We start from the raw sequence: 22,516 nt of genomic DNA, 5'->3' as shown, positions 1-22,516 counted from the left end.
ACTTTGCGTAGGCAGGCCCCCACCCCGTGCCTTCTGGGACAAGGATTCCGGCCCTCATCCCCGCAGGCGATCACTTTGCTTAGGCAGGACCGGTTGGTTCGGTAACCTCCTGCTCATCGTCGCCCGCTCGCACCACCCAATGGTCGCCCCGGCGGAACACCTCGGCACCGTCCACGCTTAGATCGTCGCCGGCCCGCACCCAGCTCACCGCCCGGCTCATGGCCACTTCGATCATCCCGGCCCGGCCCGCCACCAGGGCCGAGGCCGCAGCCCGGCAGGCCACAAGACCGGCCACGGGATCGGCGGCAGCATCGGCCACGAACCAGGGAAGCCCACCGGCGGGATCCGGCAGCCAAAGTCCCCCGCTCACCGCAGCATCGTCACCGAATCCGGCCCGGTTGTCACCGTGAGCGGTGATCGAGACCCACACCAACCCGCAGTCCCTGGCCACCCGCAGGCGGTCGATACCCCAGTTGGCCCATACCCTGGGGCGCAACCCGTCCACCACCACCGCCGATTGCCGACACAGGTCCAAGAACCGGCGGTGGCCGGACTCCGACCCCAGGTCGATGACCGCCTCGCGCTTGTCCCGGTTGAGCAGCTCGTAGAACGGGGGCGAGCCGTATCGGGCCCCATCGGGGCGGCCGGGGCACTCAACCTTCAACACCTCCAGCCCGAAACCACCCAGAAGCGATGCGCACAGGGGCCCGGCCCACAGCGAGCTCAGGTCCAACACGAGGTTGCGGCCCGAAGCTGCCGGCCCTGCCGCCACGAACGAGCAGGGTTCGGCTGGGGGCGCAGGCCTGGTGGCCGGCCCAACCGCCAACCCCAGCCAAGCGGCCCGCTCCACCAGTTCTGCCACCGTTCGCTCTCTGGCCCCTGCCGCCACCGCCGACCAAACATCGGCTGTGCCGGCGGAGTGAAGCTCGAGCCAGGCCGGAACCGCCTCGGAGTCGCTGGTGCGGGGCAGCGACACCGCCAGCACCCCGTCGGATGCCGCCACCATCCGGCACGCCCCCCCAACCGATAGCGACCCCTGCCGCCGATGGCCCGCCAGCGCCACCCGCTCTCCCAGAAAGCCGGCCGCGCTCGCCCTCAAAGGGGCTCCGCGCAACCGAGCAATCTCCTGCACCACATCATCGAGCCGCTCCACCCAGCGGCCCGAAGCCGGTACCGGGGGGCCGTGCTCGGGTCCGGTCAGGCTCATCAGCCCGGATGCGGCCCAAACCAGCGCCGGGTGACGGCCGCTACCGGGGGGCACCTTCACCAACGCTGCCGGATCCTGATCACGGGCAGATGGCTGCATCACAACTACAGCCGAATTTTGATCATGGGCAGATGGCTGCATCACAACTACAGCCGAATTTTGATCATGGGCAGATGGCTGCATCACAACCGCAGTTTGTACCTTTGGTGGTTGATGGGAAAAGATCAATGGGTATCTCTCAGGAGGTAGGAATGAACCTGAAACCGGGTAGCCGCCTCAAGAGTTCGGTTTGCGACACCGAGCTCATCGTTGTCAAGGCACCCAGCGGCAACGTGGAAATCACTTGTGGTGGCGCGCCGATGGCCGACCCATCCAGTGCTGAACGTAACGGCGAGGTTGCGGGGGATGCCGCCGGGGGCACCGCGCTGGGCAAGCGTTACGTGAATGAGGATGAAACGCTCGAGGTGCTGTGCACCAAACCGGGGGACGGTTCTCTAGCGCTGGGCGGCACGCCCCTCGGCCTGAAAGAGGCCAAACCCCTCCCGGCTTCCGACTGACCGCTGGACCGTAGGCACCTGCCGGCTTTCCCTGGGGATGGCAACCTTAATAACGGCCCGACTGCTGGGAACCGCAACCCTAATAACGGCCCGACTGCTGGGAACGGCAACCCTAGTAACGGCCCGACTGCTGGGAACGGCAACATGAACCTGATGATGCTTTTGGAGATGGCATCGGGTGGTTTCGCGGAGCGAACCGCCATCGGGTCATTGGGTACGGGGCTCACCTACGATCAGCTCTTCCACCGGGCCGGTGCGACCGCGGCCCGTTTCCGCGAGGCGGGCATAGATCGGGTCAGCATGGTTGACACCAGCAGCGAGGCCCTCCCCATCGCCCTGTTCGGATCGGCCTGGGCCGGGGTGCCGTTCGTCCCCCTCAACTACCGGCTGACCGGGGCCGAACTGCGCAACCTGGCCGCCGAGGTCGCCCCGTCGGTAACGGTGTGCAACCCCGACGCCCTCACCACCATCGGTGATGTCGAGGGGGTGCGAGCCGTTGCCCGACCCGACTTCTTGACCCAGTGGGCCGGAACCGGAGGCGACTCTGGGGATAGCGACTGGGGCAACGACCCCGACGAGATCGCCATCCTGCTCTACACCAGCGGCACCACCGGTGCACCCAAAGCTGCGGTGCTGCGCCACAAGCACCTGGTGTCGTACATCATCGGCTCGGTGGAGTTCATGGGCGCAACCGAGGACGAGGCCACGCTGGTATCGGTGCCCCCGTACCATGTGGCCGGCATTGCCGCCATCTTGAGTTCGGTTTACGCCGGGCGCCGTATCGTGCAGCTCCCCAACTTCGACCCCGCAGGCTGGGTGAACCTGGTTCGCACCGAGAACGTCACCCACGCCATGGTCGTTCCCACCATGCTGGCCCGCATCGTCGAGCACCTGGAGAAGGTCGGTGGCGGGCTCCCCTCGCTGCGGGCGCTGTCCTACGGGGGGGGCAGGATGCCGGCTCCGGTCATCTACCGAGCCCTCGACCTGCTGCCCAGCACCAACTTTGTCAACGCCTACGGCCTCACCGAAACCAGTTCCACCGTGGCTGTGCTGGGCCCCGATGAGCACCGCGAGGCCCACGCCTCCGATGATCCGGCGGTTCGGGCCCGCCTGGGCTCGGCCGGGCGGCCCCTGCCGGCCATCGAGGTAACCATCCGCGATGATGAGGGTAACCCGGTGGCCCCCGGCACCTCCGGCGAGATCTGGGTAAGGGGCGAGCAGGTGTCGGGCGAGTACCTGGGCCGGGACTCCCGGGTTACTCCCGAGGGCTGGTTCCCGACCAGCGACGGTGGATCAATGGATGCCGGCGGTTACCTGTACGTGGAGGGCCGCATGGACGACATCATCGTTAGGGGTGGCGAGAACATCTCCCCCGGTGAGATAGAGGATGTGCTTTTGAGCCACCCATCGGTTGTGGATGCCGCCGCGGTCGGCGTGCCCGACGAGCAGTGGGGCGAGGCGGTGGCCGCGGTGGTGGTGCCCGCCACGGGCCAGACGGTGGACATCGCCGAACTCCAGAATTTCGTGAAGACCCGGATGCGGTCGTCCCGCACCCCCGATCGCATAGAGCTGCGCGACGAGCTGCCCTACAACGAGACCGGCAAGCTCCTGCGCCGGATCCTGCGCGATGAGCTCACCGGTACATAGGTGACCGGACACGAAAAGCGATAACGCATGAGCTGGACCTGGCGCGATGAGCTCACCGGTACTGGTATCCGGCCTGGCTGAGGCGCGGGCGCTGCTGTCCCAACCCTACGCCGGCGAGGATCTGGGGCTGGCAAGCTGCCCGATGATCCTCGTGGAGCCAACCGCCGCCGACCTGACCCAGCCAACACCCACCGGTTTGGCCGATCTGATCGGGAACATCCCCGCGATTATCGCCCTGTCCCTGCCCAGGGGTATCGACATCGCTGATGCCCCCGAGCCGGCTGATCTGAGGGAGTGCTTCGACATGGTGCTGAGCCCGGACGATCTCACCGGGCCCGCGGCTGTTCCGACCCAGGAGCTGGATCGAATAACCACAGCCGCAGCCGCGTCACCAGCGGCGGCGGTGACCCTGGTCCAGCTTCTCCGCCTCGGCGAGAACCTCCCCACCGTCGACGGGCTGGTAGCCGAATCGCTGGCCTACTCCACCCTTCAGTCGGGCCCCATGTTTCGGGACTGGCTCACCACCCAACCCCAGCGGCAGCCATCCAACCCTCCTGCGCGGCCCGTGCCGGCCCAACGAACCTCCCTTTCCGACCCACCACCCGCAGTGGTTGCCGAAAAGACCGGACCTGCCGACCCGCCACCCCCAGTGGTTGCCGAAAGGACCGGCTCCACCCTGCGATTGACCCTGAACCGCCCCCAGCGTCACAACGCTTTCAGCGCCGAGATGCGCGATGGCCTGGTCGAGCAACTCCGAGCCGCATGGGCCGACCCCGGCCTGGACGGAATCGTGCTCGACGGGGCCGGACCCACATTCTGTTCCGGCGGCGATCTGGCCGAGTTCGGAACCACACCCGACCCCGCTACCGCTCATCGCATCCGCTCGGTGCGCAGCGCCGCCTTCTGGCTCGACCGCCTGGCCGCCAAAACCCGAGTGTTGGTTCACGGCACCTGCGTGGGGGCAGGGGTGGAGCTGCCGGCCTACGCCCACGATGTGATAGCCCACCCAAGCACCACCTTCCGCCTCCCCGAGGTGGCCATGGGTTTGGTGCCGGGCGCGGGCGGCACCGTCAGCCTCGCCCGCCGAATCGGCCGCCAGCGACTGTGCTATCTTGCTCTCACCAACCGCGAAATCGACGCAACCACCGCACTCTCCTGGGGCCTGATAGACCGCATCCAACACTGAACAAAAAACCTGGTTTTATCCTGCCAGGGGGTTGCAATGACCCCCCCCCCCCCAGCTAATCTATCCATTGAACCGGACCCACGGAGGCCACAATGTTCCATCTCCCGCTGTTCATCCCACGATTCACCATCAGCCGGTTACTGCTGGCTGCGGGCCTGATCGCAGCAGGGCTGGCCTACACGGCAACAACCCCAGCCGCGGCCCAACTCCAAACTCCCCCACCTGTTACCAACGTGACCGCCACCGCCGGCGACACCGAAGTCACCATCTCATGGCAGTACGAACAAAGCCAGAGTTGCTCCGCTCAAGGCTTCTTCGTCAGGTTCAAGGAGGAGACTGATGCAGATGAAGGAGAGGTAGCGGTAACCGGTCAGCTTGGTTCCTCCACTAGGTCGTACGCGATGGGTGGCCTCACTCCTAACACCTCTTACCAGGTTGAAGTTTATGCCGCGGATCACGGCAGTGCCTGCAAGGTCTATTCTGCTGCGGCTAAGGTAAAAGTCACCACCAACGCCTCCAACTCCGGCAGCGACCCCGACGCTGGAAACGAGGCCGTACGGAGAACACCTCGCCGGGTTAGAAACCTAACCGTAAGCGATAGCGGCACCAGTGCAACCTTGACATGGGCCGCACCAGCAACTCCTCGCTACGGCGGGCAGTGCGGCCATGACGGTATCTATGCCGTGCGTTTATACAACCGCACCACTGGTGAAGAGGTAAAGAATAACACTTACAACCCCAGCGCCGGTAGCGACACTGGAATGGCCTACCAGGGAACCGCCCTGATGGTAACGGTCACAGGCCTCACTGCCGGTGCTAAGTACAAGGCCAATGTCTACGCACACGGCTGCGGGTGGTCGGGGGCCAGAAAAGTTAAGTGGACCCAATAGTTTGAACCTCCCACTGGGCTTCTCCACCCGGGCCAGCCCAGTGCTTACCGGTTACCCAGTGCTTACAGGCGCTCGATGATGGTGACGTTGGCCTGGCCGCCGCCCTCGCACATGGTTTGCATGCCGTAGCGGCCACCGGTGCGCTCCAACTCGTTCAATAGCGTGGTCATGAGTCGGGCACCGGTGGCCCCCAGGGGGTGACCCAGGGCAATGGCCCCGCCGTTCACGTTCACCTTCTCGTGAGGCACGTGATGCTCGGCCATCCAGGCCAGCACCACCGAGGCAAACGCCTCGTTGCACTCGAACAGGTCGATGTCGTCGATGGTCATGCCGGTGCGGGCCAGTGCATACTCGGTGGCGGGGATGGGGCCGGTGAGCATGAGGATCGGGTCGGCCCCGCGCACCGACATGTGGTGAAAGCGGGCCCGGGGCCGCAGGTTGTGATCGGCCACCGCCCGCTCGCCGCAGATCAGCAGGGCGCAGGCCGCGTCCGAGATCTGGCTGGACACCGCAGCGGTGAGCCGGCCGCCCTCAGCCAGCGGGGCCAGTTCGGCCATCTTCTCCAGGGTGGTGCCTCGGCGGATGCCCTCGTCGGCCTCCAAACCGGCCAGCGGTAGGATCTCGTTGTCGAAACGGCCCTCATCGGTGGCCACCGCCGCCCGCTCGTGGCTGGCCAGAGCGAACATCTCCATGTCCTGTCGGCTGATGTTCCAGCGCTCGGCGATCATCTCCGCACCCCGGAACTGCGACACCTCCTGGGTGCCGTAGCGATCCACCCAGCCGGTGGATCCGGTGAACGGGTCGGGATCGGTGACCCCCACATGTTCGGCCACAACCATGGCCGACCCGATGGGGATCATGCTCATGTTCTGAACCCCGCCCGCCACCACCATGTCGTTGACCCCGGCCATCACCGCCTGGGCCGCGAAGTGGACGGCCTGCTGGGCCGATCCGCACTGGCGGTCGATGGTGGTGCCGGGTACGTGCTCGGGCAACCCCGCGGCCAGCCAGGCGGTGCGGGCGATGTCACCGGCCTGGGGGCCGAGGGCATCCACGCAGCCGTACATCACGTCGTCCACCGCCGCCGGATCGACACCGGTACGGTCGAGTAGCCCGACAATGGGGTGGGACCCCAGATCGGCCGGGTGAACCCCGGAAAGGCTGCCGCCCCGCCGCCCCACCGGGGTGCGAACCGCGTCGATGATGTATGCCTCAGCCATGCCGTCTCCTCATTGTGCGACGGTGGCAGTGTAGAGCAATCATCGCGGTTCCCGGGGTAGACCCAGAACCCGCTCACCGATGATGTTGCGCTGGATCTCGTTGGATCCGGCGTAGATGGTGTGGGCCCGGCTGTAGAGAAAGGTCCGCTGCCACGAGTCCAACGAGTACCCCTCGCCCCCACCCTCGCCCGCCTCCGCCGCGGCTGCACCCGCCTCTCCCTCGCCTGCCTCCGCCGCGGCTGCGCCCGCCTCTCCCTCGCCTCCCTCCGCCACCAGCGCGGCTGCTCCCCGCACCCTCATCATCAGCTCACCCAGCGACCGGTGCCAGTTGGACCACACCAGCTTGCCGATGGACATTTCCGGCCCCGGCACCCCGCCGGAATCCACCGCGGTCAGCATCCGCAGGTTGTTGTACCGCATTATCTCCAGCTCGGCGTAGGTTCGGGCCAGCTCCTGGCGGATCACCGGGTCGCCGGCTGTGCCCCCGGCCCGAGCCTCGGCCAGCAACCCGTCGAACTCCTGGCGAAAGTAGGTCTGCTGGCCCAGGGTGGACGCGCCCCGCTCGAAGGCCAGCGTGCCCATGGCCACCTCCCAACCCTGTCCCGGCCGGCCCACCACCAGATCGGCATCGGTCACCGCGGCGTCGAAGAAGACCTCGTTGAACTCGGTACCCCCGGTGATCTGCACGATGGGTCGGATCTCGATGCCGGGCTGGTCCATCGGCACCAGCAGGTAGGAGAGCCCGCCATGGCGAACGGAGTCGGGGTCGGTGCGGCAGACCACGAAGCACCAGTCGGAGTACTGGGCCAGCGATGTCCAGATCTTCTGGCCGGTGATCACCCAGCGGTCACCGTCGAGCACCGCTTTGGTGGCCACATTGGCCAGGTCGGACCCGGCATTGGGCTCGGAGTAGCCCTGGCACCAGAACTGGTCGGCGGCCAGGATGGCGGGCACGAAGCGCTGCTGCTGCTCGGGTGATCCGTAGGCCACCAAGGTTGGTCCCAGAAGCGTGACCCCCATGTTGGGCAACCTCCCCGGAGCCCGAGCCTCCACATAAGTCTGGTGGAACAGCACCTGCTCGGAAAGGCTGCATTCCCGGCCACCCAGGTGGGAGGGAAAATCGATGCCCAACCAGCCACCACCGGCCAGCTCACGCTCCCAGGCGATCTGCTGGGCAACCGGAATGTCCTCCTGACCCGTCCCGCCCCGGCCCCGCAACCCGGCGAACTCCCCCACCAGATGCTCCTCCAGCCAAGTCCGCACCTCATCACGAAAATCCCTCTCAGCCGGGGTGAGATCAAAATCCATTCACCGGAACTGTACCGGCGAGCAGGGTTTGATAGGCACCATGAACGCAACCAAGGAACGAATCCTCGTGGGAAAGTATGTAGTTTTGTGATTAGCATATTTTTAAAATATGCTAATCACAATATAAGCAACACTGGAGGCTGGACACGATGGTTGACTGGCAGTTTCGCCCCGAGGACTACCGGAGGACCCTCGACGAGCAGAACCCCTGGCATCAGTCCGGCACCGTCCCCGAGGCCCTCGCACCACCCACGGAGCGATCCTTGGCCCCCGTGCTTTGGGAGCGGCTCGTCCACAACGAACCCCGCAGGCATCAGGTGATCCTCGGGCCGCGCCGTGTGGGCAAGACGACCGTGCTGTACCAGACCGTCCGACACCTGATGGGTGCTGGAATCGCCTCCGATCAGATCTGGTGGCTACGAATGGATCACCCGCTGCTGCTCCAGTTCAACCTCGGTGATCTGGTGAGGTACCTGATAATCGCGCAGGAAGCCAGCCACGACGCCCCTGTGTATCTGATGCTGGACGAGATCGTGTACTCCGGCGATTGGGACCTGTGGCTCAAGACCTTCCACGATGAGAACTGGCCGGTGCGAATCGCAGCCACCTCCAGCAGCACCACCGTGCTGCGTAAGCAGCGGCCCGAGAGCGGGGTGGGGCGCTGGGAGGAGCACCACTTGCTGCCCTGCCGCCTCGAGGAGTTCCTCAGCCTGGCGGCTGTTCCACTTGAACCTCGGCCCGGCGACACGCCATCTCGGAGCCAAACATCACCCGATCAGGTTGAGGATGAGACTTTTCGGCCCGGCGACACGCTGGCCGAAACGCTCGACTCGCTGCGGGCGGGCAGCCGAGCCGCCCGGCAACTGGAGACCTACCGAACGCTGCTGATGTTCATCGGCGGGTTCCCCGAACTGCTTACCAGGATCACCTCTCGCGACGATCCAGACCCCGACCTCGCGAACCAAGTCTTGGAGTCTCAACGGGTCCTTCGCGGCGATGTCGTGGAGCGCTGCGTCTACAAGGACATCCCCCAAGCGTCCCAGGTTGAGAACCCGTTGATGCTCGAACGCCTTCTGTACGTGCTTGCGGGTCAGGTCACGGGGATTCTGTCGCCCCAGAAGTTGAGCCAGGAGTTGGGCATCGCCCAGCCGACGCTGGATCGCTACCTCTCCTACTTGGAGCAGGCCTACCTGGTGTTCACGCTCACCAACTACTCCGGTGCCGAGCCCAGCGTGCAGCGGCGGGGCCGCAAGCTCTATTTCACCGACGGCGCAGTGCGCAACGCCGCGCTGCACCGGGGCGTGGCCCCCCTGTCGGATCCCGACGAGCGGGGGGAGCTGCTGGAGAACCTCGCCGCGGCTTCGCTCAACACCCTGGCCGTGCACGCCGGCGTGCGGCTGCATCACTGGCGCGACGGCAACCACGAGGTTGACCTCATCTACGACGACCCCCGAGCGCCGCTGGCGTTCGAGATCGCCTCGTCACCGAACCACAGCCGCCGGGGCCTCAGCGCCCTGATCGGGCGGTACCCGAGTTTTCGCGGCAACAGCTACCTCGTGGCCCCCCAGAGCGCAGTGTTCCATGCCCGCGAGGCCGAGTCCGGAATCGGGAGCCTACCGCTCGACACCTTCCTGCTCGCCACCGGCACGCAAGCCCATCAAGCCATGCTGACCCGCCTAGGAGTCCACCCAAGCCCGCCAGCCAGACCACGGGGCCCCGGCAAGCCAATCGCCGTCAGCTAAGCCCCCCGGTGGAAAAGTCGAAGGCAGCGAACCCGACTACGACGGCATCAGACGACGCTACATGACTCGTCTGCACCAAATCACAGGCCACTCCACTTAGACTAGGGTGACCATAGTTTGGGGAATTACATACTTGGGTTGATGTACTCCCCTTACTTGGGGTTTTGAGGGTGCCAGCGCAGTCTAAGAGCGCGCGCGGATATACCGGTGAACGGGTCAAACCCCCACACAGCCTTCATAGCCGCGATCCAGGCGCAAAGTCTCAATGTTGAGGTACAGGCCGCGTTGCGCGGTGGCCACGTAACTGTCGTTGACTAACCACCCAACACCAACGCCAGACCAACACAACAACAGATGAACCATCACCTATCCACACGCTCTAAGCCCAGCTTTTTCAACCCGGATATATAATTCCGATCCGTCGCGATCACGGGCGTAATCGAACGGGCAACGGTCAGGCTTGGTTCACCTTCACCTGGATGGTGTGCCAGCCGGTGGCCCCGTCGGGTGCTGGGGGGCTGACTTCGGAGGTTTGGGTGTAACCGGTGCCGTCGGTGGCTCGCACCCTTATGCGGTGGGTTCCGGGGATGGCGTTCCAAGTAACCATCCACTGCCGCCAGGAGTTGACCGTGGTCTCGCGGCTGAGTTGGGCCGGCACCCAGGGATCGTCATTCAACTGTACCTCCACTCCTTCTATGGCCCGGGTGGGAGCCCAGGCCACCCCGGCCACCGCGGTCGGCCCTGGATTGATGGTCGAGTCCTTGCGAGGCACATCTATACGGGACTGGGTTTTGATCGGTCCCTTCTTGGACCAGCCCCGGGGAATCCAGTAAGCGTCGAAACCATCCCAGGTGGTGAGCTCGATCTCGGACAGCCACTTGGTGGCCGAGACGTAGCCATAGATACCGGCCACCACGAGCCGGGCCGGGAAGCCGTGGGAGATGGGTAGCGGTTCCCCGTTCATCTGAACGGCCACCAGCGCGGGGCGGCCGTCGAACGCCACTTCGGTGGGAAAGCCGGCAGTCCACCGATCCACCGAACGACCCACGATCTGGGTGGCTCCGGGACGGGGCCCAGCCTGGTTCAACACCGTGGACAGGGGAACCCCGACCCAGACGGCGTTGCCAACCAGGCCGCCACCCACCCGGTTGGACACGCAAGCCAGGGTCACCTCATGTTGCACCAGGCCGAGATCCAGCAACTCCTCGTAGCCCAACTCCACCTCTCGATCCACCATACCGTGAATCCGCAGCGACCAATCGTTCGGGTCCACCTGGGGATCTGATATAGCAGTGTCTATAAGGTAAAAGTCCTTGTTGGGGGTGATGCGCGGCGCGATCCCGTTGACATGGTTGAAGTTGGCACTGCTCGCCGGCTCAGCCGTGACCGAGGGAGTCGCTTGGGGAGTGGGCTGAGCGGTGGGATCGGGGGTTGCCCGCGCCGTGGGGTCAGGAGTGGCTGAAGGCGTGGGCTGAGCGGTGGGATCAGCCGTGGGCGTAGCCGTAGCCTGAGCAGTCGGATCAGGGGTAGCCACAGGCTGAGCGGTGGGATCAGCCGTGGGCGTAGCCGTAGCCTGAGCAGTCGGATCAACCGTAACCTCAGCCGTGGCCTGAGCAGTCGGATCAACCGTGGGCGTAGCCGTGGCCTGAGCAGTCGGATCAACCGTGGGCGTAGCCGTGGCCTGAGCAGTCGGATCAGCCGTGGGATCATTTGTAGCCGCAGGCGTGGCCTCTACCGTTGAACTGGTGGGGGGGCCGAGCGAGTTCGGGGCGGGGCCGAGTGATGCCTGCTGATCCGTGGGCACCAGCAGTGCTGTTGGAGTGGGTCGGGGGGTCGGGGTGGCGATGGTACGCCCCTGGAGAGCTTGAGCGGCAAACCCCTGGCGGGCCCCTTCCACGGTGTCGCGCCGTCGCAGCCATCGCCCGAGCAGGCCACCGGCCAGCGAGGCCCCCGCCATTATGCCCACCGCCCCGACGAAGCGACGCCGGTCGTCGAACCGGCCCCGACCGACCATCGGTACCGGACGGGCCTCGGCCTCCTCGGGCTCATCCACCGGCCGGGAGGACAGGGCCAGCGCGTAGAGGCCCAGGAAAACCACAATGCCGAAGGCTCCCGACAGCAAGCCCGACATCCATCCCAAACCGTCGCTGCTCAAGGGGTTATGGGCCGCCGCCCACCCACCGATCACGCCGAACACCAGCAACCCGGCGGGTGCCACCCACCGGCGCTTTTGGGAGGCCCAACCCAGCAAAGCGCCCAGCAGGATCGACACCACGATGATTCCCCACACCAGTGCCGGCTTCTGGTTGCTGCCCAGTTGCCGGATGGACCAGCGAGCAATGGCACCCGGGGTGTTGTCGACAACCACATCGGCCACCGCGACGACCAGCGAGGGGATCTTGCGGCTCAACCCGGATAGGATCTCACCCAATCCCAGCGCGCTGCCGGCACTCACGACCCCGGCGGAGATGGCGTGGAGCCGAGTGATACCTGGTGCCCGCTCGACTGGTTCTGGTAGTTGCGGTTCGCTCATATCCGCACTCCGATCGCTAGACCCCGGATGCCGCTATCCAGCAGTTCTGGCCCAATGCTACATACCGAATCGCTTCCGACCCGTTCAGTCTGGCAATTCCAACCGGACTTGCTCGAGCGCGAGGCTATTATGAATCCCTGCGACCTGACCCCAAGCTCGCCTATGAATCCCTGCGAACTGACCCCAAGCTCGCTCCGCATCCTCTTTTGGTAAACCCTTTGGGGCCGAGCATGAGACTCGAATGGTACTCCTGAAGGCCATAGGCGCAGACCAGCAGCGGCGGGAATCAGCCCGGGCTCTGGCCGGCCGGTTGGGGCGGGTGGTGCAGGTGGACCGGGGCGAATGCGAGGTGATGACCGACGACGGTCGGATCAGGGTGTCGTCGGACTCCCAACGAGCCCAGGGGGATGTGGCCCCGGTGACCGGCGACTGGGTGACCATCGTTCCCGGCCCCGAGGCCAGCCCCGCAGTGGAACAGGTGCTGGAACGCCGGACACTGGTGGTGAGGCGAGACCCGGCCGAGCTGGCCCGGCCCCAGCACCTGGTGGCCAATGCCGATGTGGTGGCGGTGGTGCACGGGCTGGACCGGCGGATAAACCCGGCCCAACTGGAACGCTTCTGCGTGGTGGCCTGGCAGTCGGGAGCCGCAGTGGCGATCATCCTGGCCAAAGCCGACCTTTGCCGGAACCCCGAAAAGGATGCCCGGAAGGTTTCTGACCTGGCCCCGGGAGCGAAGGTGGTAATCACCGCGGCGTTGCCGGGCGAAGGCCTCCGTGAAGTGGCCGCCATGACGGAGAAAAACCGCACCCTGGCCCTTCTGGGCCCTTCGGGAGTGGGCAAATCCACCCTGGTCAACGCGCTGATGGGTACCGAGGTTCAAGCTACCCAAAAGGTGCGGTCCGGTGATGCCAGGGGCCGTCACACCACCATCGCCCGACGGCTCATCCCACTGCCCGGGGAGGGATCGCTGGTGGACACACCCGGTATCCGCATGGTGGGACCGTGGGATGCATGGGAGGGTCTGGCCGCCGCCTATGCCGAGATCGACGCCCTCGATCACCAGTGTCGATTCTCCGAGGATTGCTGGCACCAGGGACAGCCAGGTTGCGCGGTGGCCGGCAACGTTGACCCCGGAAGGCTGCGCCGGTACCTGGAACTGGCCGGAGAACTCGCCGACCAGGACCTGGATCGAGCCCGCCGCCCCCGCCATTAGCCCATGAACCCAGCGTATAGAGGTACACGGGAGTGCGGGATGGACTAGAAACTTCTCATGCCGAGCGCAACACCATTGGAAGGCAGGATCGCAGCCGTTACCGGCGGGGGCGGGGGAATCGGGGGCGGAATCTCCCGGCTGTTCGCCGAGGCCGGGGCCGCGGTGGTAATCAACGACATCGACCCCGACCTGGCCACGACCGCGGTGAGCGACATAACCGATGCCGGAGGGAGGGCGGTGGCGGTGGTGGGCGACATAACCGATGCCGCGGTCGTTGCCGAGTTCCATCGAGCCGCGGTGGACTTCGGCAATGGTCGGGTGGATGCGCTGGTCAACAACGTGGGCGACTACCGCCCCGGCGCGGGCCTGTTTCTCCGCACCACCGAGGCCGACTGGAACGCCCAGATCGACATCACCTTCCGCCACGTGCTGCGCTGCACCCACGCATTTTTACCCACCATGATTGACGGGGGTGGAGGCACCATCGTGAACGTGTCCACGGTGGAGGCCATGCGGGGCATTGCTCGCATGGCGGTGTACTCGGCGGCCAACGCTGCGGTGTCGGCGTTCACCCGCTGCCTGGCCCTGGAGATGGCCGAACACGACATCAGGGTCAACTGCATCGCCCCGGACATGGCCGTCACCCTGCAAACCCCCCTGGACCAGATGCTGAGGGGACGCCCCATTGAGCACGCCCAGCGGTGGATCCCCCTGCGCCGCTTCGGCAACCCCGAGGATTTTGCCGAGGTGGCCCTGTTTTTGGCCTCCGATCAGTCCCGCTTCATGACCGGCCAGACCATTCCTGTGGACGGCGGCACCATGACCGCCCAGGGTTGGTACCGGCGAGCCGACGGCCGGGGCTTCACCAACCTCCCCGACACCCCCTGACCCCCAAGAACCGACTCCCACCGACCCCAGTTTCACCAACCTCCCCGACGCCCCCTGACCCCTTGTGGTCTCGCCGGGGGCAGCCGCGCACCTCTAGGGCAAACCGTACTGGGGGAGGTGGCCGTTGGCGATCAAGGTGAGGCTGCCGGTACCGATCTCGCCGCTTTCACCGGTGGTCACGGCTACCGGAGCTATCCGGTGCAGCGGGGTGAACCTCTCGCCGGCGGCGGGAACCACATCGGCGGGGTGGCTGATGTCCCAGGTCTCGTGCTCGATGTGCTGCTCACCCCGGTACACCCCAAGGCCCAGCCCGTCGTTCCAACCACCGCTGTAGCCCAGCCCGGCCATGGCCACCGCCGAGCCCAGTGGCACCGAGTGGAGCCGCAGCGAGCGGCCGCCGTCCAGGCTCACCTCCATTTCGGCCGACGAGAATCGCCGAGTGCCGGCAAAGAACTCCAAGGACAGATCGGCTCCGGTTACACTACAATCGGCATCTGGGGAGTCCCGGTCCCGGATCAACCCGGTGAGGTAGACCCGCTCGGCCCCCCGCTCCATGATCTGCACATGACCAGCCCGCCGGTTGGTGGAGAAAAACAGGAAGTAGAACAGCGTGCCGGCCTCGCCGGGCCGGCGGGGTGGGCCGGTGACCGGCTCGGGGATACCCATCTGCGGGCGCACCCCCCAGGAATGATCCCGGCAACCCCACCAACTTTTTACCCCCAGACGCTCACCACCCACCGAGATCCAGCCGTCCACCACCCCCACCTGGTTGAACCGCTGGTAGTGCTGGGTCACCCGGCCTCGCTCCCGCTCCATGTGGGGCTTTTCAACTTCGGGGGCCAGTTCGGCCCGCCACACCAGATCGCAGGCCATGGAATGGGCACCGGGAGCCAGGATCAACCGTAGCTCCTCCAGCGGGACCGTGGGCTCCACCCGCATCGGGCCGACATCGGGTTCAAGGCGGGGGCGCAGCGCTCTGGATGCCCTCAGGTTGTGCTGGGTGCCGCCCCGAACCATCACCACCCCACCATCCAGCACGTTCATGTTGCTGTACGAACCCATGGTGAACTGCATGGCCCCCTGCCCGGCAGGGTCGTAGACAGCGAACCAGTAGCGGTCGAAGAACCGGGGGTCGGAAGTACCGGCGTGCTCGAACGGTTCGGGAATCTGGTGCCACAGGGTGTCGTCCATGGGTCCAAGCATGGTTACCTCAGCCTTTCCACGGAGTCGGACAGGTAGGCCCGCACCGCGGGGGAGCACTCGGTTGCGTCGGTTGCAACCATGATCTCATCAACAAGCCAGGCCCGCAGCTCCCGGTGGTACTCCTCGGCACCGGCCAGATCGGGAACTCCCGGCACTGCCTCGGCCAGCACCGCTGGTTGGATGCCCAGCAACTCCTCCAGGGCCCTGACATCGGCCACCAGGTCGGGCAGCACTTGGGACCAGCGACCCGCCGCGTGCTCCAGGGCCGCGGCAGCGTGGGTAATCTGCTCACGGATGAACGGATCGGATACCTCGGGCCCGGCCAGATCCACCAGCACCCGGCGAGCACCCTCGATCTGCTCACTCAAAGTAGGTCTCATACAACAACCCGCCCACACAAAATAAGCCTCATTACTGCTCCCTTTCGGTTTGGGCCAGCAGAACCTCGGCCAGGCGCCCGGTATTGGCCCACACCCGATGGCTGCGGCCCTCGCAAAAGCTCCGCACCCCGGTCAAGGTGATGGCTGCCAGCTTGTAGTTGGCCAGCACCTGCCAGAACCGCAGCGCGGCCCGATCCACAGTCCTGCCGGTGCGGGCCTCGTAGGCCGAAACCAAGTCATCCGCCTCCCACCGCCCGGGGATCAAGTGCTCCCGGCGGCGGATGGGGTTGGTCACCCATCCCACATCCTCGGTCGGATCACCCAGGTGGGCGGTCTCCCAATCCAGCAGCACCTGCACCCGGTCGCCGTCCAGCAGCACATTACCCGGCTTGATATCGCCGTGAACCAGGGTGATTTCCCCCGGTGAAGGTTGGTTCAGGCGCAGCCATCGCTCCACCAGGGCCAGCACCGGCTGGGGTTCCAAAGACTGGCGCTCGATGACCGAGGCCCACTCGTCGATGGCCGCCGCCGCGGGGTCGTTCGGCACCGCCAGCACGCGATCCAACCCGGCGCTTTGCCAGTCCAAGCCATGAATCTCGACCATCAGGTCAACCATCTGGGAGGCGATACCCACTCGGGTGTTCTCGTCGAACCCGCTCCGGCCTCCCTCCAGAACGAAGTGATCGTTGATGCCGTCGTAACGGGTCATCACCAAGGACGGGCGGCCCAGCTCCGATCCGTCGGCATCCAGCCATACCACCTCGGGAGATCGCACCGGCTGGTCGCGCAACCGCCGCAACACCTCGTACTCCACCCGCCGATCAGTCTCCAGCACGCTCCCGACCGGATCACGCCGCAAGAACAAGCGGCGATGACACGACCGGTTCCCGTCCTGCCACCACACGTCAAAAGGCCAGTTCTCCCTCGACTGCCCCCCGGTGGCCCGAGCCTCACCCATCACCCGCAACCCGCTCACGTCACCCAACCGCGTGCGAACGAACCTCTCCAAAGCCTCATGGGAATCCCCAGGCATAGCCACAACACGCTAGCGAAAAACGCCGGCACCAAGACCAGAACCGAAAGGGCGCAAGCAACAAACCCCAGCACCAGAACCGAGACGGCGCAAGCAACAAACCCCAGCACCAGAACCGAGACGGCGCAAGCAACAAACCCCAGCACCAGAACCGAAAGGGCGCAAGCAACAAACCCCAGCACCAGAACCGAGACGGGGCAAGCAACAAACCCCGCAACCAGCACTGAAAGAACGCAAGCCTCAGTGGAGCTGAGCGGACTCGAACCGCCGGCCTCCTCGTTGCGAACGAGGCGCTCTAGCCAACTGAGCTACAGCCCCGGGTACCCGACCCACCCTACCAGTGGCCCACTCCCGATCAGAGCTTGAAATCGGCCGGACCCGCAATCGTGGAAACAGCCGGATCAGCCGGGGGAAAGGATCAGCCCGGCCGGCAATCTTGGGGGCAGCCGGATCAGCCGTGCCCGCCGGAGGCGGCGCGTCGTGGCTGGGATGCCGGGGCCCCTACATCAACCGACCGGAGTCGCTCCTCATGGGTCCGCTGGTACTGCACCAGCAGCATGGCGTAGGCCAGCAACATGGCATCGATCACCAGATGGGCCACGAGAGCAAAACCACCCCAGTAAATCGCAAGCACGAACGAGACCAGCGCCCCGATAATGAGCGTGACCAGGATCGTGCGCCGGCGGCGGCGAGCTGCAATCGAGGAGCGGGGCATGATTCGAGTTTGAGTCGATGCCATCGAAGAAGCGTACAACGATGGGGGCACCGCAGCATAAGGCCGAAGGGCCACCACCGGAGCGGCCAGGGCCCCCCGCTCGGCCAGACGGGGATTTATCGACCGGACAGGAGCACCCAAACCCCGGAGCGAACCCCGTCGGGTTCTGCGCCTACCCCAAAGCTGGCCGTGGCGCGCTCGACGGATAAGGGGCGGAATCAAAAAGGCGGCCCATGCGGCGGCCAAAATCATGAGAACCACGGACGTAACCAATCTCAGGTTTCCCTTGCAAGCGAAATTGTAAGCCGCGACAAGTCACCAACCGGTGGATGGTCGCGCTTGGGACACTCGGGGGAAGGGACGGAATGCTTTGTTACCACCTGCTGGCGGAAGTTGCAGTGACGTAACACTTGTTACAGTTGTACTACAAAAAGTCCACCCGTGCCACTCGGCCCCAACCCTCGACCAAAATAGCTCCACCGAATAGGTGGTCAGTCGTCGTGGGAAACTCCGGGATCCCCCGACCGGCGGTAGTGGCCGGAGCGTCCCCCCGATTTCTCCCACAGGGCAATCTCGCCTATGACCATCTCCCGATCCCGGGACTTGCACATGTCGTAGACGGTCAGCGCGGCCACCGAACAGGCTGTGAGGGCTTCCATCTCCACCCCCGTGCGATCCACGGTTTCCACCTCGGTCTCGACCTCGATGTAGGTGTCCTCGATCCGAAAGTTGACCATCACCGCCCCCACCGTGAGTGAGTGACAGAGCGGGATCAGCTCGGCAGTGCGCTTGGCCGCCTGGATGCCCGCCACACGGGCCACGGCCAGCACATCTCCCTTGGCGATGGCCCCCCTGGCCACCGCCGAAGCGGTATCGGCGCTCATGAACACCTTGGCCCGGGCAATGGCTCGGCGGTGGGATGGCTCCTTGGGGGTGATGTCCACCATGCGAGCCCGACCCAGGGAATCCATGTGAGTAAATCCGACATCAACCACCCTCAACCCCCGATCCTTCGTGACCACCACGTCCAACCCCAACCAAGCCCCCGAAGCACCCTCAACCCCCGAACCACCCTCAACCCCCGATCCTTCGTGACCACCACGTCCAACCCCAACCAAGCCCCCGAACCACCCTCAACCCCCGATCTGCGACATCGAGCGGTTGGGGCGAATGAAGTGCACCTGGTTGATGGCGTGCCCGGCCCACTTGTCTCTCACCGCCGCCGAGATGGCAGCGGCTATCCGGTCGTCTCCGGCCCCCGAACGCAACAAGCTCCGCAGATCGTGCTCGTCCACCGCGAACAAGCAGTTGCGGAACATGCCCTCGGCGGTGAGTCGTACCCGATCACAACTGCCACAGAAGGCATCGGTGACGCTGGCGATGACCCCGAACGATCCCCGGCCGTCGGCGTAGTGCCACACCGCGGCCGGCGAGTGCGAGCGCTCCACCGGGACCAGCGGGAACGCCCCCGCCACCGTGGCCACGATCTCGTCCCGGGTCACCACCTTGTCGTTGCTCCACGACAGATCGGCATCCAGGGGCATGAACTCGATGAACCGAACCTCCACCCCCCGCTCCCGGCCGAACCGAGCGAAGTCCACGATCTCGTCGTCGTTGATGCCCCGCATCATCACCGCGTTGATCTTCACCGGGTCCAGGCCGGCAGCCACCGCGGCATCGATCCCGTCCAGTACCCGGTCGAGGTCGTCCCGGCGGGTGAGCCGGTGGAAGCGGTCGGGGCGAAGGGAGTCCAGCGAGATGTTGATACGCCTCAGCCCGGCGGCCACCAGTTTGCCGGCCAGCAGTCCCAGGGTGGCCCCATTGGTTGTCAGGGCCAGATCCACGTCCAGCGCGGCCAGCTTCTGGACCAGCACCGGTAGGTTGGCCCGTACCGTGGGTTCCCCGCCGGTCAGCCGAATGCTGTCGATACCGAACCTGTTGACCATCAGCGCTGCGATCCGCTCGATCTCCTCGAACGAGAGCAAATCCTCCCGGGGCAGCCAGTCCAACCCCTCGGCGGGCATGCAGTACGTGCAGCGAAAGTTGCAGCGGTCGGTCACCGAGATGCGGAGATCCCGGTGCACCCGACCGAACCCATCCATCAGCGGCGCACGCACCTCTCCATTCTGCCCCAACCCGCCACCCGCGGCACACCCGCATCACGCGCCAACAACCTCTACGAATGTTAAGGGAATTATATATTTGGGTTGACGCACCCATTCTGACCTGGGGTTTTGTAAGTTACAACATGGACATAAGCCAGTATTTTCAACCCAGGTATGTAATTCCCTTTGGTTGGGGTTGGTAGGTTTTGCCGGTGGTTGTGATGGGTTGGTTGCGTTGGTTGGTTATGTGCTGAGTAGGACGTTGCTGTAGATGGGCTGTTTGAATCGTCGGGTGGGGGGTGGTTGGGGTTGGTGTTTGTGGGTTTGGGTGTGGCAGGTGGGGCAGAGCAGGACGAGGTTGTTGATGTTGGTTTTGCCGCCGTGTTCCCAGGGTTTGATGTGGTGAACATCGCAGGCGGTGGCTCTTAGCCCGCAGTTTACGCAGTGTTTGTCTCGGGCGTAGAGGGCGAGTTTTTGCTTTTGGGTGGCGGAGCGTTGGTAGGCTCTATTGGTGATCGCGACAGAGTTTAGTGTAGATGGTTTGGGCGGGTTGCCATTGGTGGATTCTGCGGGGCATGGTGTTGATGAGGTCTTCGATGATGGCGAGGCGTACCGGGCCGATGTTGAGGTTGGTGCTTTTGGGTAGCCAGCGTCTGAGTGTGGCGTTGTTTTGTTCGTTGGTGGGTCGTTGCCAGGGGGATCGGGGTTCGCAGAAATAGACCTGTATGTTGAGGGTTTTTTCGATGTCGGCCCATTTGGCCATTTCTGTTCCTTGGTCCCAGGTCAGGGTTTTGACCATTTCGGCGGGTTGGCGTTTGAGTGCGGCGGTGACGGCTTTGGCGGTGTTTCGGGCGTCGTAACCATCACATAAAGGCACTACCAGGGTGTGGCGGCTGGTGCGCTCCACCAGGGTGGCTACGGCTGATTGGTTGTTCGCACCGATTATCAGATCACCTTCCCAGTGGCCCGCCTCGGCTCGGGTGTCGACTATTGCGGGGCGCTGCGCTATGGGCCGGAAATCACCCAGCACGGAGCGTTTCGCCTGCTCACAACGGCTTCGGGGTTTGCGCCGCCGGCGACGGCGCACCAGCAGTTTCCAGCTATCGGCTGCTAGGCCGCTGCGTCCGCTGGGGTCGTAACACGCCCGGTAGATGGTTTCTGCGCACACCCGCAGCCCTTGTTTGCGGAGAGATTCTGAGATCGCATGAGGGGACCAACGAAGCGCCAACAACTCGGCCACCGCGTCGGCCAACACCGGATCTGTGGCCAACTTGGATGGGCGAGGCCTCAAAGCCCGCACATCGGCAACGGCTTGGGCCGCATCGGCCCGATACACCGAACCACCCCCGTTGCGCCGCAACTCCCGCCACACCGCGGAGCGGCTCCTGCCCAACCGGCGGGCCATCTCAGCTGTCCCCACCCCCATCCCAACCATAGTCTCGATGCGGGCACGCTCGCCCGCACACAACCTCTGTGCCATACTGGAACACCTCCACCGGTGATTCGCCAATGTTTCTGATCGACCATCATGGCCGACCTGTCGCGATCACCGGTGGAGCCTTCCGTTGCTTGCGACCCAGGTATAGGGGTATTCCTTCGGCGGTGAAAATGGCCGGCACCAACGCTGCGTCACAGGCGATGAGGCGCAACTCGTCCATCGAAATGGGGGTGTCGTCCATGAGCCCGGCGTTTTTGAGCTGGCCGGTGAGCAAGTCGTAATCAACCTTCACCAAAAGCGTCGTCGGCTGCACCCCCACATGACCACCACAGGTGCCATCGGTGGTTTTGGGGTTCTTACCAGGGGTTTGGGTGATCAGCGCGACCAGCGCGTCGGCTGCGCGCTGTTGAGGGGTGCGGTCGTTACCATTTTTGGAGTCGTCGCGAAACAGGCGATCACACATGCCGTCGAGAGCGGTTTTGACCCGCTCACCGGTCACCCGGTCCAACTCGGCGTGCAGCACCACCATGTCGTCATCACCGTTGAACACCGCAGCCTTGCGACGGCGGCGCTGCTGATCGAGCCGCGACTCCTCATCGGTGCCGCGCCGGTCGTCCTCCTGGCGGGCCAGGGTTTTCCTGAACCGGTCCAGGTCCTCGGTTTTGGCCTTGTCGATCAGGTCGTCTTCTTGGGCCCGGTTCAAAGGCACCCGACCATGGGACTCCCCCAACAAGCGGGCATGATCTATGGAGAACCCGCCGGCTTTGACCGCATCCACCGTGGCCGGCAACTCCCGTAGGGCGCCGGCGGTGCGGGCTTCGCGGTTGGCCAGGTAACGGCCCATACCGAACTGAAGGCAAAGAGCCCGCAGTTCGCCCTCACCCACAAGATCACCGTAACGATTCAACGCTTCGGTCATGTACCCATCGAGTATGTGGCGGGTAGCGAGGATATCAAACATCAAATTGAACAAACTCTTGGAGTCCATCCCCTCCAAATCAACCAACTCCAACCGCAAAACATCCCCACCACCAGCACCGTCACTGCCAGCAGAATTGGTCTCAGGTTCGGAAACACTGGGGTCGAACTTCATACCCACAATACTATCAGCAAGGGTGACAATACCCACCCGAAATATAAAAATAATTCTGATCAATATTTTCCCCCACCACCGAGATAATTTACAACCACCACAATGGCATCACAGACTCACCCAACCGAACCATCAACAACCTCCATAAGAGTTACAGC

Annotated in this window: 20 protein-coding genes and 1 tRNA gene; 7 read left to right on the top strand and 14 right to left on the bottom strand. The window is 64.7% G+C overall.

Annotated features, from left to right (window positions below; translation table 11 throughout):
- Positions 1-79 precede the first annotated feature (79 nt).
- On the bottom strand, positions 80-1,306 hold the full coding sequence (locus ACOGXC_RS00830; protein ID WP_419920094.1) for a CoA transferase: 1,227 nt from the start codon (positions 1,304-1,306) through the stop codon (positions 80-82).
- Positions 1,307-1,458: 152 nt separating this feature from the next.
- Here ACOGXC_RS00830 and ACOGXC_RS00825 point away from each other — a divergent pair, with 152 nt between their 5' ends.
- From ACOGXC_RS00825 to ACOGXC_RS00810, 4 genes are all read left to right on the top strand, one after another.
- On the top strand, positions 1,459-1,764 hold the full coding sequence (locus ACOGXC_RS00825) for a hypothetical protein (protein ID WP_419918848.1): 306 nt from the start codon (positions 1,459-1,461) through the stop codon (positions 1,762-1,764).
- A gap of 144 nt (positions 1,765-1,908) precedes the next feature.
- Complete coding sequence (locus ACOGXC_RS00820) at positions 1,909-3,411, top strand: class I adenylate-forming enzyme family protein (protein WP_419918847.1); 1,503 nt, start codon at positions 1,909-1,911, stop codon at positions 3,409-3,411.
- Positions 3,412-3,457: 46 nt separating this feature from the next.
- Complete coding sequence (locus tag ACOGXC_RS00815; RefSeq protein ID WP_419918846.1) at positions 3,458-4,597, top strand: enoyl-CoA hydratase-related protein; 1,140 nt, start codon at positions 3,458-3,460, stop codon at positions 4,595-4,597.
- A gap of 92 nt (positions 4,598-4,689) precedes the next feature.
- Positions 4,690-5,487, top strand: a complete 798-nt coding sequence (locus ACOGXC_RS00810; protein WP_419918845.1) for a fibronectin type III domain-containing protein — start codon at positions 4,690-4,692, stop codon at positions 5,485-5,487.
- 62 nt (positions 5,488-5,549) lie between these two features.
- Here the strand turns inward: ACOGXC_RS00810 and ACOGXC_RS00805 are convergent, their stop codons facing one another.
- A complete protein-coding gene (locus ACOGXC_RS00805; protein WP_419918844.1) occupies positions 5,550-6,707 on the bottom strand; it encodes an acetyl-CoA C-acetyltransferase in 1,158 nt (385 codons plus the stop codon).
- A 39-nt stretch (positions 6,708-6,746) separates the two neighbouring features.
- Entirely contained in the window at positions 6,747-8,015 is a 1,269-nt protein-coding gene (locus ACOGXC_RS00800; RefSeq protein WP_419918843.1) for an acyl-CoA dehydrogenase family protein, read from the bottom strand.
- A gap of 149 nt (positions 8,016-8,164) precedes the next feature.
- On the opposite strand from ACOGXC_RS00800, the gene ACOGXC_RS00795 reads away from it, so the two are divergent.
- On the top strand, positions 8,165-9,757 hold the full coding sequence (locus ACOGXC_RS00795; protein WP_419918842.1) for an ATP-binding protein: 1,593 nt from the start codon (positions 8,165-8,167) through the stop codon (positions 9,755-9,757).
- A 454-nt stretch (positions 9,758-10,211) separates the two neighbouring features.
- Here the strand turns inward: ACOGXC_RS00795 and ACOGXC_RS00790 are convergent, their stop codons facing one another.
- Positions 10,212-12,290 (bottom strand): molybdopterin-dependent oxidoreductase, encoded by a 2,079-nt coding sequence (locus tag ACOGXC_RS00790; protein ID WP_419918841.1) that lies wholly within the window; start codon positions 12,288-12,290, stop codon positions 10,212-10,214.
- A 241-nt stretch (positions 12,291-12,531) separates the two neighbouring features.
- Between ACOGXC_RS00790 and rsgA the strand changes: the two genes are divergently transcribed.
- On the top strand, positions 12,532-13,503 hold the full coding sequence (rsgA, locus tag ACOGXC_RS00785; RefSeq protein ID WP_419918840.1) for a ribosome small subunit-dependent GTPase A: 972 nt from the start codon (positions 12,532-12,534) through the stop codon (positions 13,501-13,503).
- Positions 13,504-13,560: 57 nt separating this feature from the next.
- Positions 13,561-14,391, top strand: coding sequence for an SDR family NAD(P)-dependent oxidoreductase (locus tag ACOGXC_RS00780; RefSeq protein WP_419918839.1), 831 nt, complete (start codon positions 13,561-13,563; stop codon positions 14,389-14,391).
- Between the two features lie 93 nt (positions 14,392-14,484).
- On the opposite strand, the gene ACOGXC_RS00775 is transcribed toward ACOGXC_RS00780, so the two are convergent.
- The 10 genes from ACOGXC_RS00775 to ACOGXC_RS00730 all read right to left on the bottom strand — a co-directional run bounded on the left by ACOGXC_RS00775 (position 14,485) and on the right by ACOGXC_RS00730 (position 22,358).
- Positions 14,485-15,594, bottom strand: coding sequence for a hypothetical protein (locus ACOGXC_RS00775; protein WP_419918838.1), 1,110 nt, complete (start codon positions 15,592-15,594; stop codon positions 14,485-14,487).
- Positions 15,595-15,596: 2 nt separating this feature from the next.
- Positions 15,597-15,962: a hypothetical protein gene (locus ACOGXC_RS00770; RefSeq protein WP_419918837.1), complete on the bottom strand. Its 366-nt coding sequence runs from the start codon at positions 15,960-15,962 to the stop codon at positions 15,597-15,599.
- 43 nt (positions 15,963-16,005) lie between these two features.
- Positions 16,006-17,007, bottom strand: a complete 1,002-nt coding sequence (locus ACOGXC_RS00765) for a phosphotransferase family protein (protein ID WP_419918836.1) — start codon at positions 17,005-17,007, stop codon at positions 16,006-16,008.
- 244 nt (positions 17,008-17,251) lie between these two features.
- Positions 17,252-17,325, bottom strand: a tRNA-Ala gene (locus ACOGXC_RS00760).
- A gap of 133 nt (positions 17,326-17,458) precedes the next feature.
- Positions 17,459-17,983 carry a hypothetical protein gene (locus ACOGXC_RS00755; protein WP_419918835.1) on the bottom strand — a complete coding sequence of 175 codons (525 nt, stop codon included), beginning with the start codon at positions 17,981-17,983 and terminating at the stop codon, positions 17,459-17,461.
- A 230-nt stretch (positions 17,984-18,213) separates the two neighbouring features.
- On the bottom strand, positions 18,214-18,693 hold the full coding sequence (moaC, locus tag ACOGXC_RS00750) for a cyclic pyranopterin monophosphate synthase MoaC (RefSeq protein WP_419920093.1): 480 nt from the start codon (positions 18,691-18,693) through the stop codon (positions 18,214-18,216).
- Positions 18,694-18,855: 162 nt separating this feature from the next.
- Positions 18,856-19,824, bottom strand: coding sequence for a GTP 3',8-cyclase MoaA (moaA, locus tag ACOGXC_RS00745; RefSeq protein WP_419920092.1), 969 nt, complete (start codon positions 19,822-19,824; stop codon positions 18,856-18,858).
- A gap of 246 nt (positions 19,825-20,070) precedes the next feature.
- Positions 20,071-20,343 carry an HNH endonuclease signature motif containing protein gene (locus tag ACOGXC_RS00740; protein ID WP_419920091.1) on the bottom strand — a complete coding sequence of 91 codons (273 nt, stop codon included), beginning with the start codon at positions 20,341-20,343 and terminating at the stop codon, positions 20,071-20,073.
- Entirely contained in the window at positions 20,333-21,307 is a 975-nt protein-coding gene (locus tag ACOGXC_RS00735) for an IS30 family transposase (protein ID WP_419918168.1), read from the bottom strand. The genes ACOGXC_RS00740 and ACOGXC_RS00735 overlap by 11 nt, the downstream gene beginning before the upstream one ends.
- Before the next feature lie 46 nt (positions 21,308-21,353).
- A complete protein-coding gene (locus ACOGXC_RS00730; RefSeq protein ID WP_419918834.1) occupies positions 21,354-22,358 on the bottom strand; it encodes a DUF222 domain-containing protein in 1,005 nt (334 codons plus the stop codon).
- Between the last annotated feature and the right edge of the window lie 158 nt (positions 22,359-22,516).

The organism is Candidatus Poriferisocius sp., from assembly GCF_965202595.1.
In the GTDB taxonomy this organism is placed as follows: Bacteria; Actinomycetota; Acidimicrobiia; order Acidimicrobiales; family Bin134; genus Poriferisocius.
The sequence above is the reverse complement of the archived record's forward strand: the minus strand, read 5'-3'. Positions and strand labels throughout refer to the sequence as shown.

Bases quoted from the DNA above. Each gene is read 5' to 3' on its own strand.
- ACOGXC_RS00830 (WP_419920094.1), bottom strand. From the start codon at position 1,306: ATGCAGCCATCTGCCCGTGATCAGGATCCGGCAGCGTTGGTGAAGGTG.
- ACOGXC_RS00825 (WP_419918848.1), top strand. From the start codon at position 1,459: ATGAACCTGAAACCGGGTAGCCGCCTCAAGAGTTCGGTTTGCGACACC.
- ACOGXC_RS00820 (WP_419918847.1), top strand. From the start codon at position 1,909: ATGAACCTGATGATGCTTTTGGAGATGGCATCGGGTGGTTTCGCGGAG.
- ACOGXC_RS00815 (WP_419918846.1), top strand. From the start codon at position 3,458: ATGAGCTCACCGGTACTGGTATCCGGCCTGGCTGAGGCGCGGGCGCTG.
- ACOGXC_RS00810 (WP_419918845.1), top strand. From the start codon at position 4,690: ATGTTCCATCTCCCGCTGTTCATCCCACGATTCACCATCAGCCGGTTA.
- ACOGXC_RS00805 (WP_419918844.1), bottom strand. From the start codon at position 6,707: ATGGCTGAGGCATACATCATCGACGCGGTTCGCACCCCGGTGGGGCGG.
- ACOGXC_RS00800 (WP_419918843.1), bottom strand. From the start codon at position 8,015: ATGGATTTTGATCTCACCCCGGCTGAGAGGGATTTTCGTGATGAGGTG.
- ACOGXC_RS00795 (WP_419918842.1), top strand. From the start codon at position 8,165: ATGGTTGACTGGCAGTTTCGCCCCGAGGACTACCGGAGGACCCTCGAC.
- ACOGXC_RS00790 (WP_419918841.1), bottom strand. From the start codon at position 12,290: ATGAGCGAACCGCAACTACCAGAACCAGTCGAGCGGGCACCAGGTATC.
- rsgA (WP_419918840.1), top strand. From the start codon at position 12,532: ATGGTACTCCTGAAGGCCATAGGCGCAGACCAGCAGCGGCGGGAATCA.
- ACOGXC_RS00780 (WP_419918839.1), top strand. From the start codon at position 13,561: ATGCCGAGCGCAACACCATTGGAAGGCAGGATCGCAGCCGTTACCGGC.
- ACOGXC_RS00775 (WP_419918838.1), bottom strand. From the start codon at position 15,594: ATGCTTGGACCCATGGACGACACCCTGTGGCACCAGATTCCCGAACCG.
- ACOGXC_RS00765 (WP_419918836.1), bottom strand. From the start codon at position 17,007: ATGCCTGGGGATTCCCATGAGGCTTTGGAGAGGTTCGTTCGCACGCGG.
- moaC (WP_419920093.1), bottom strand. From the start codon at position 18,693: ATGGATTCCCTGGGTCGGGCTCGCATGGTGGACATCACCCCCAAGGAG.
- moaA (WP_419920092.1), bottom strand. From the start codon at position 19,824: ATGGATGGGTTCGGTCGGGTGCACCGGGATCTCCGCATCTCGGTGACC.
- ACOGXC_RS00735 (WP_419918168.1), bottom strand. From the start codon at position 21,307: ATGGCACAGAGGTTGTGTGCGGGCGAGCGTGCCCGCATCGAGACTATG.
- ACOGXC_RS00730 (WP_419918834.1), bottom strand. From the start codon at position 22,358: ATGAAGTTCGACCCCAGTGTTTCCGAACCTGAGACCAATTCTGCTGGC.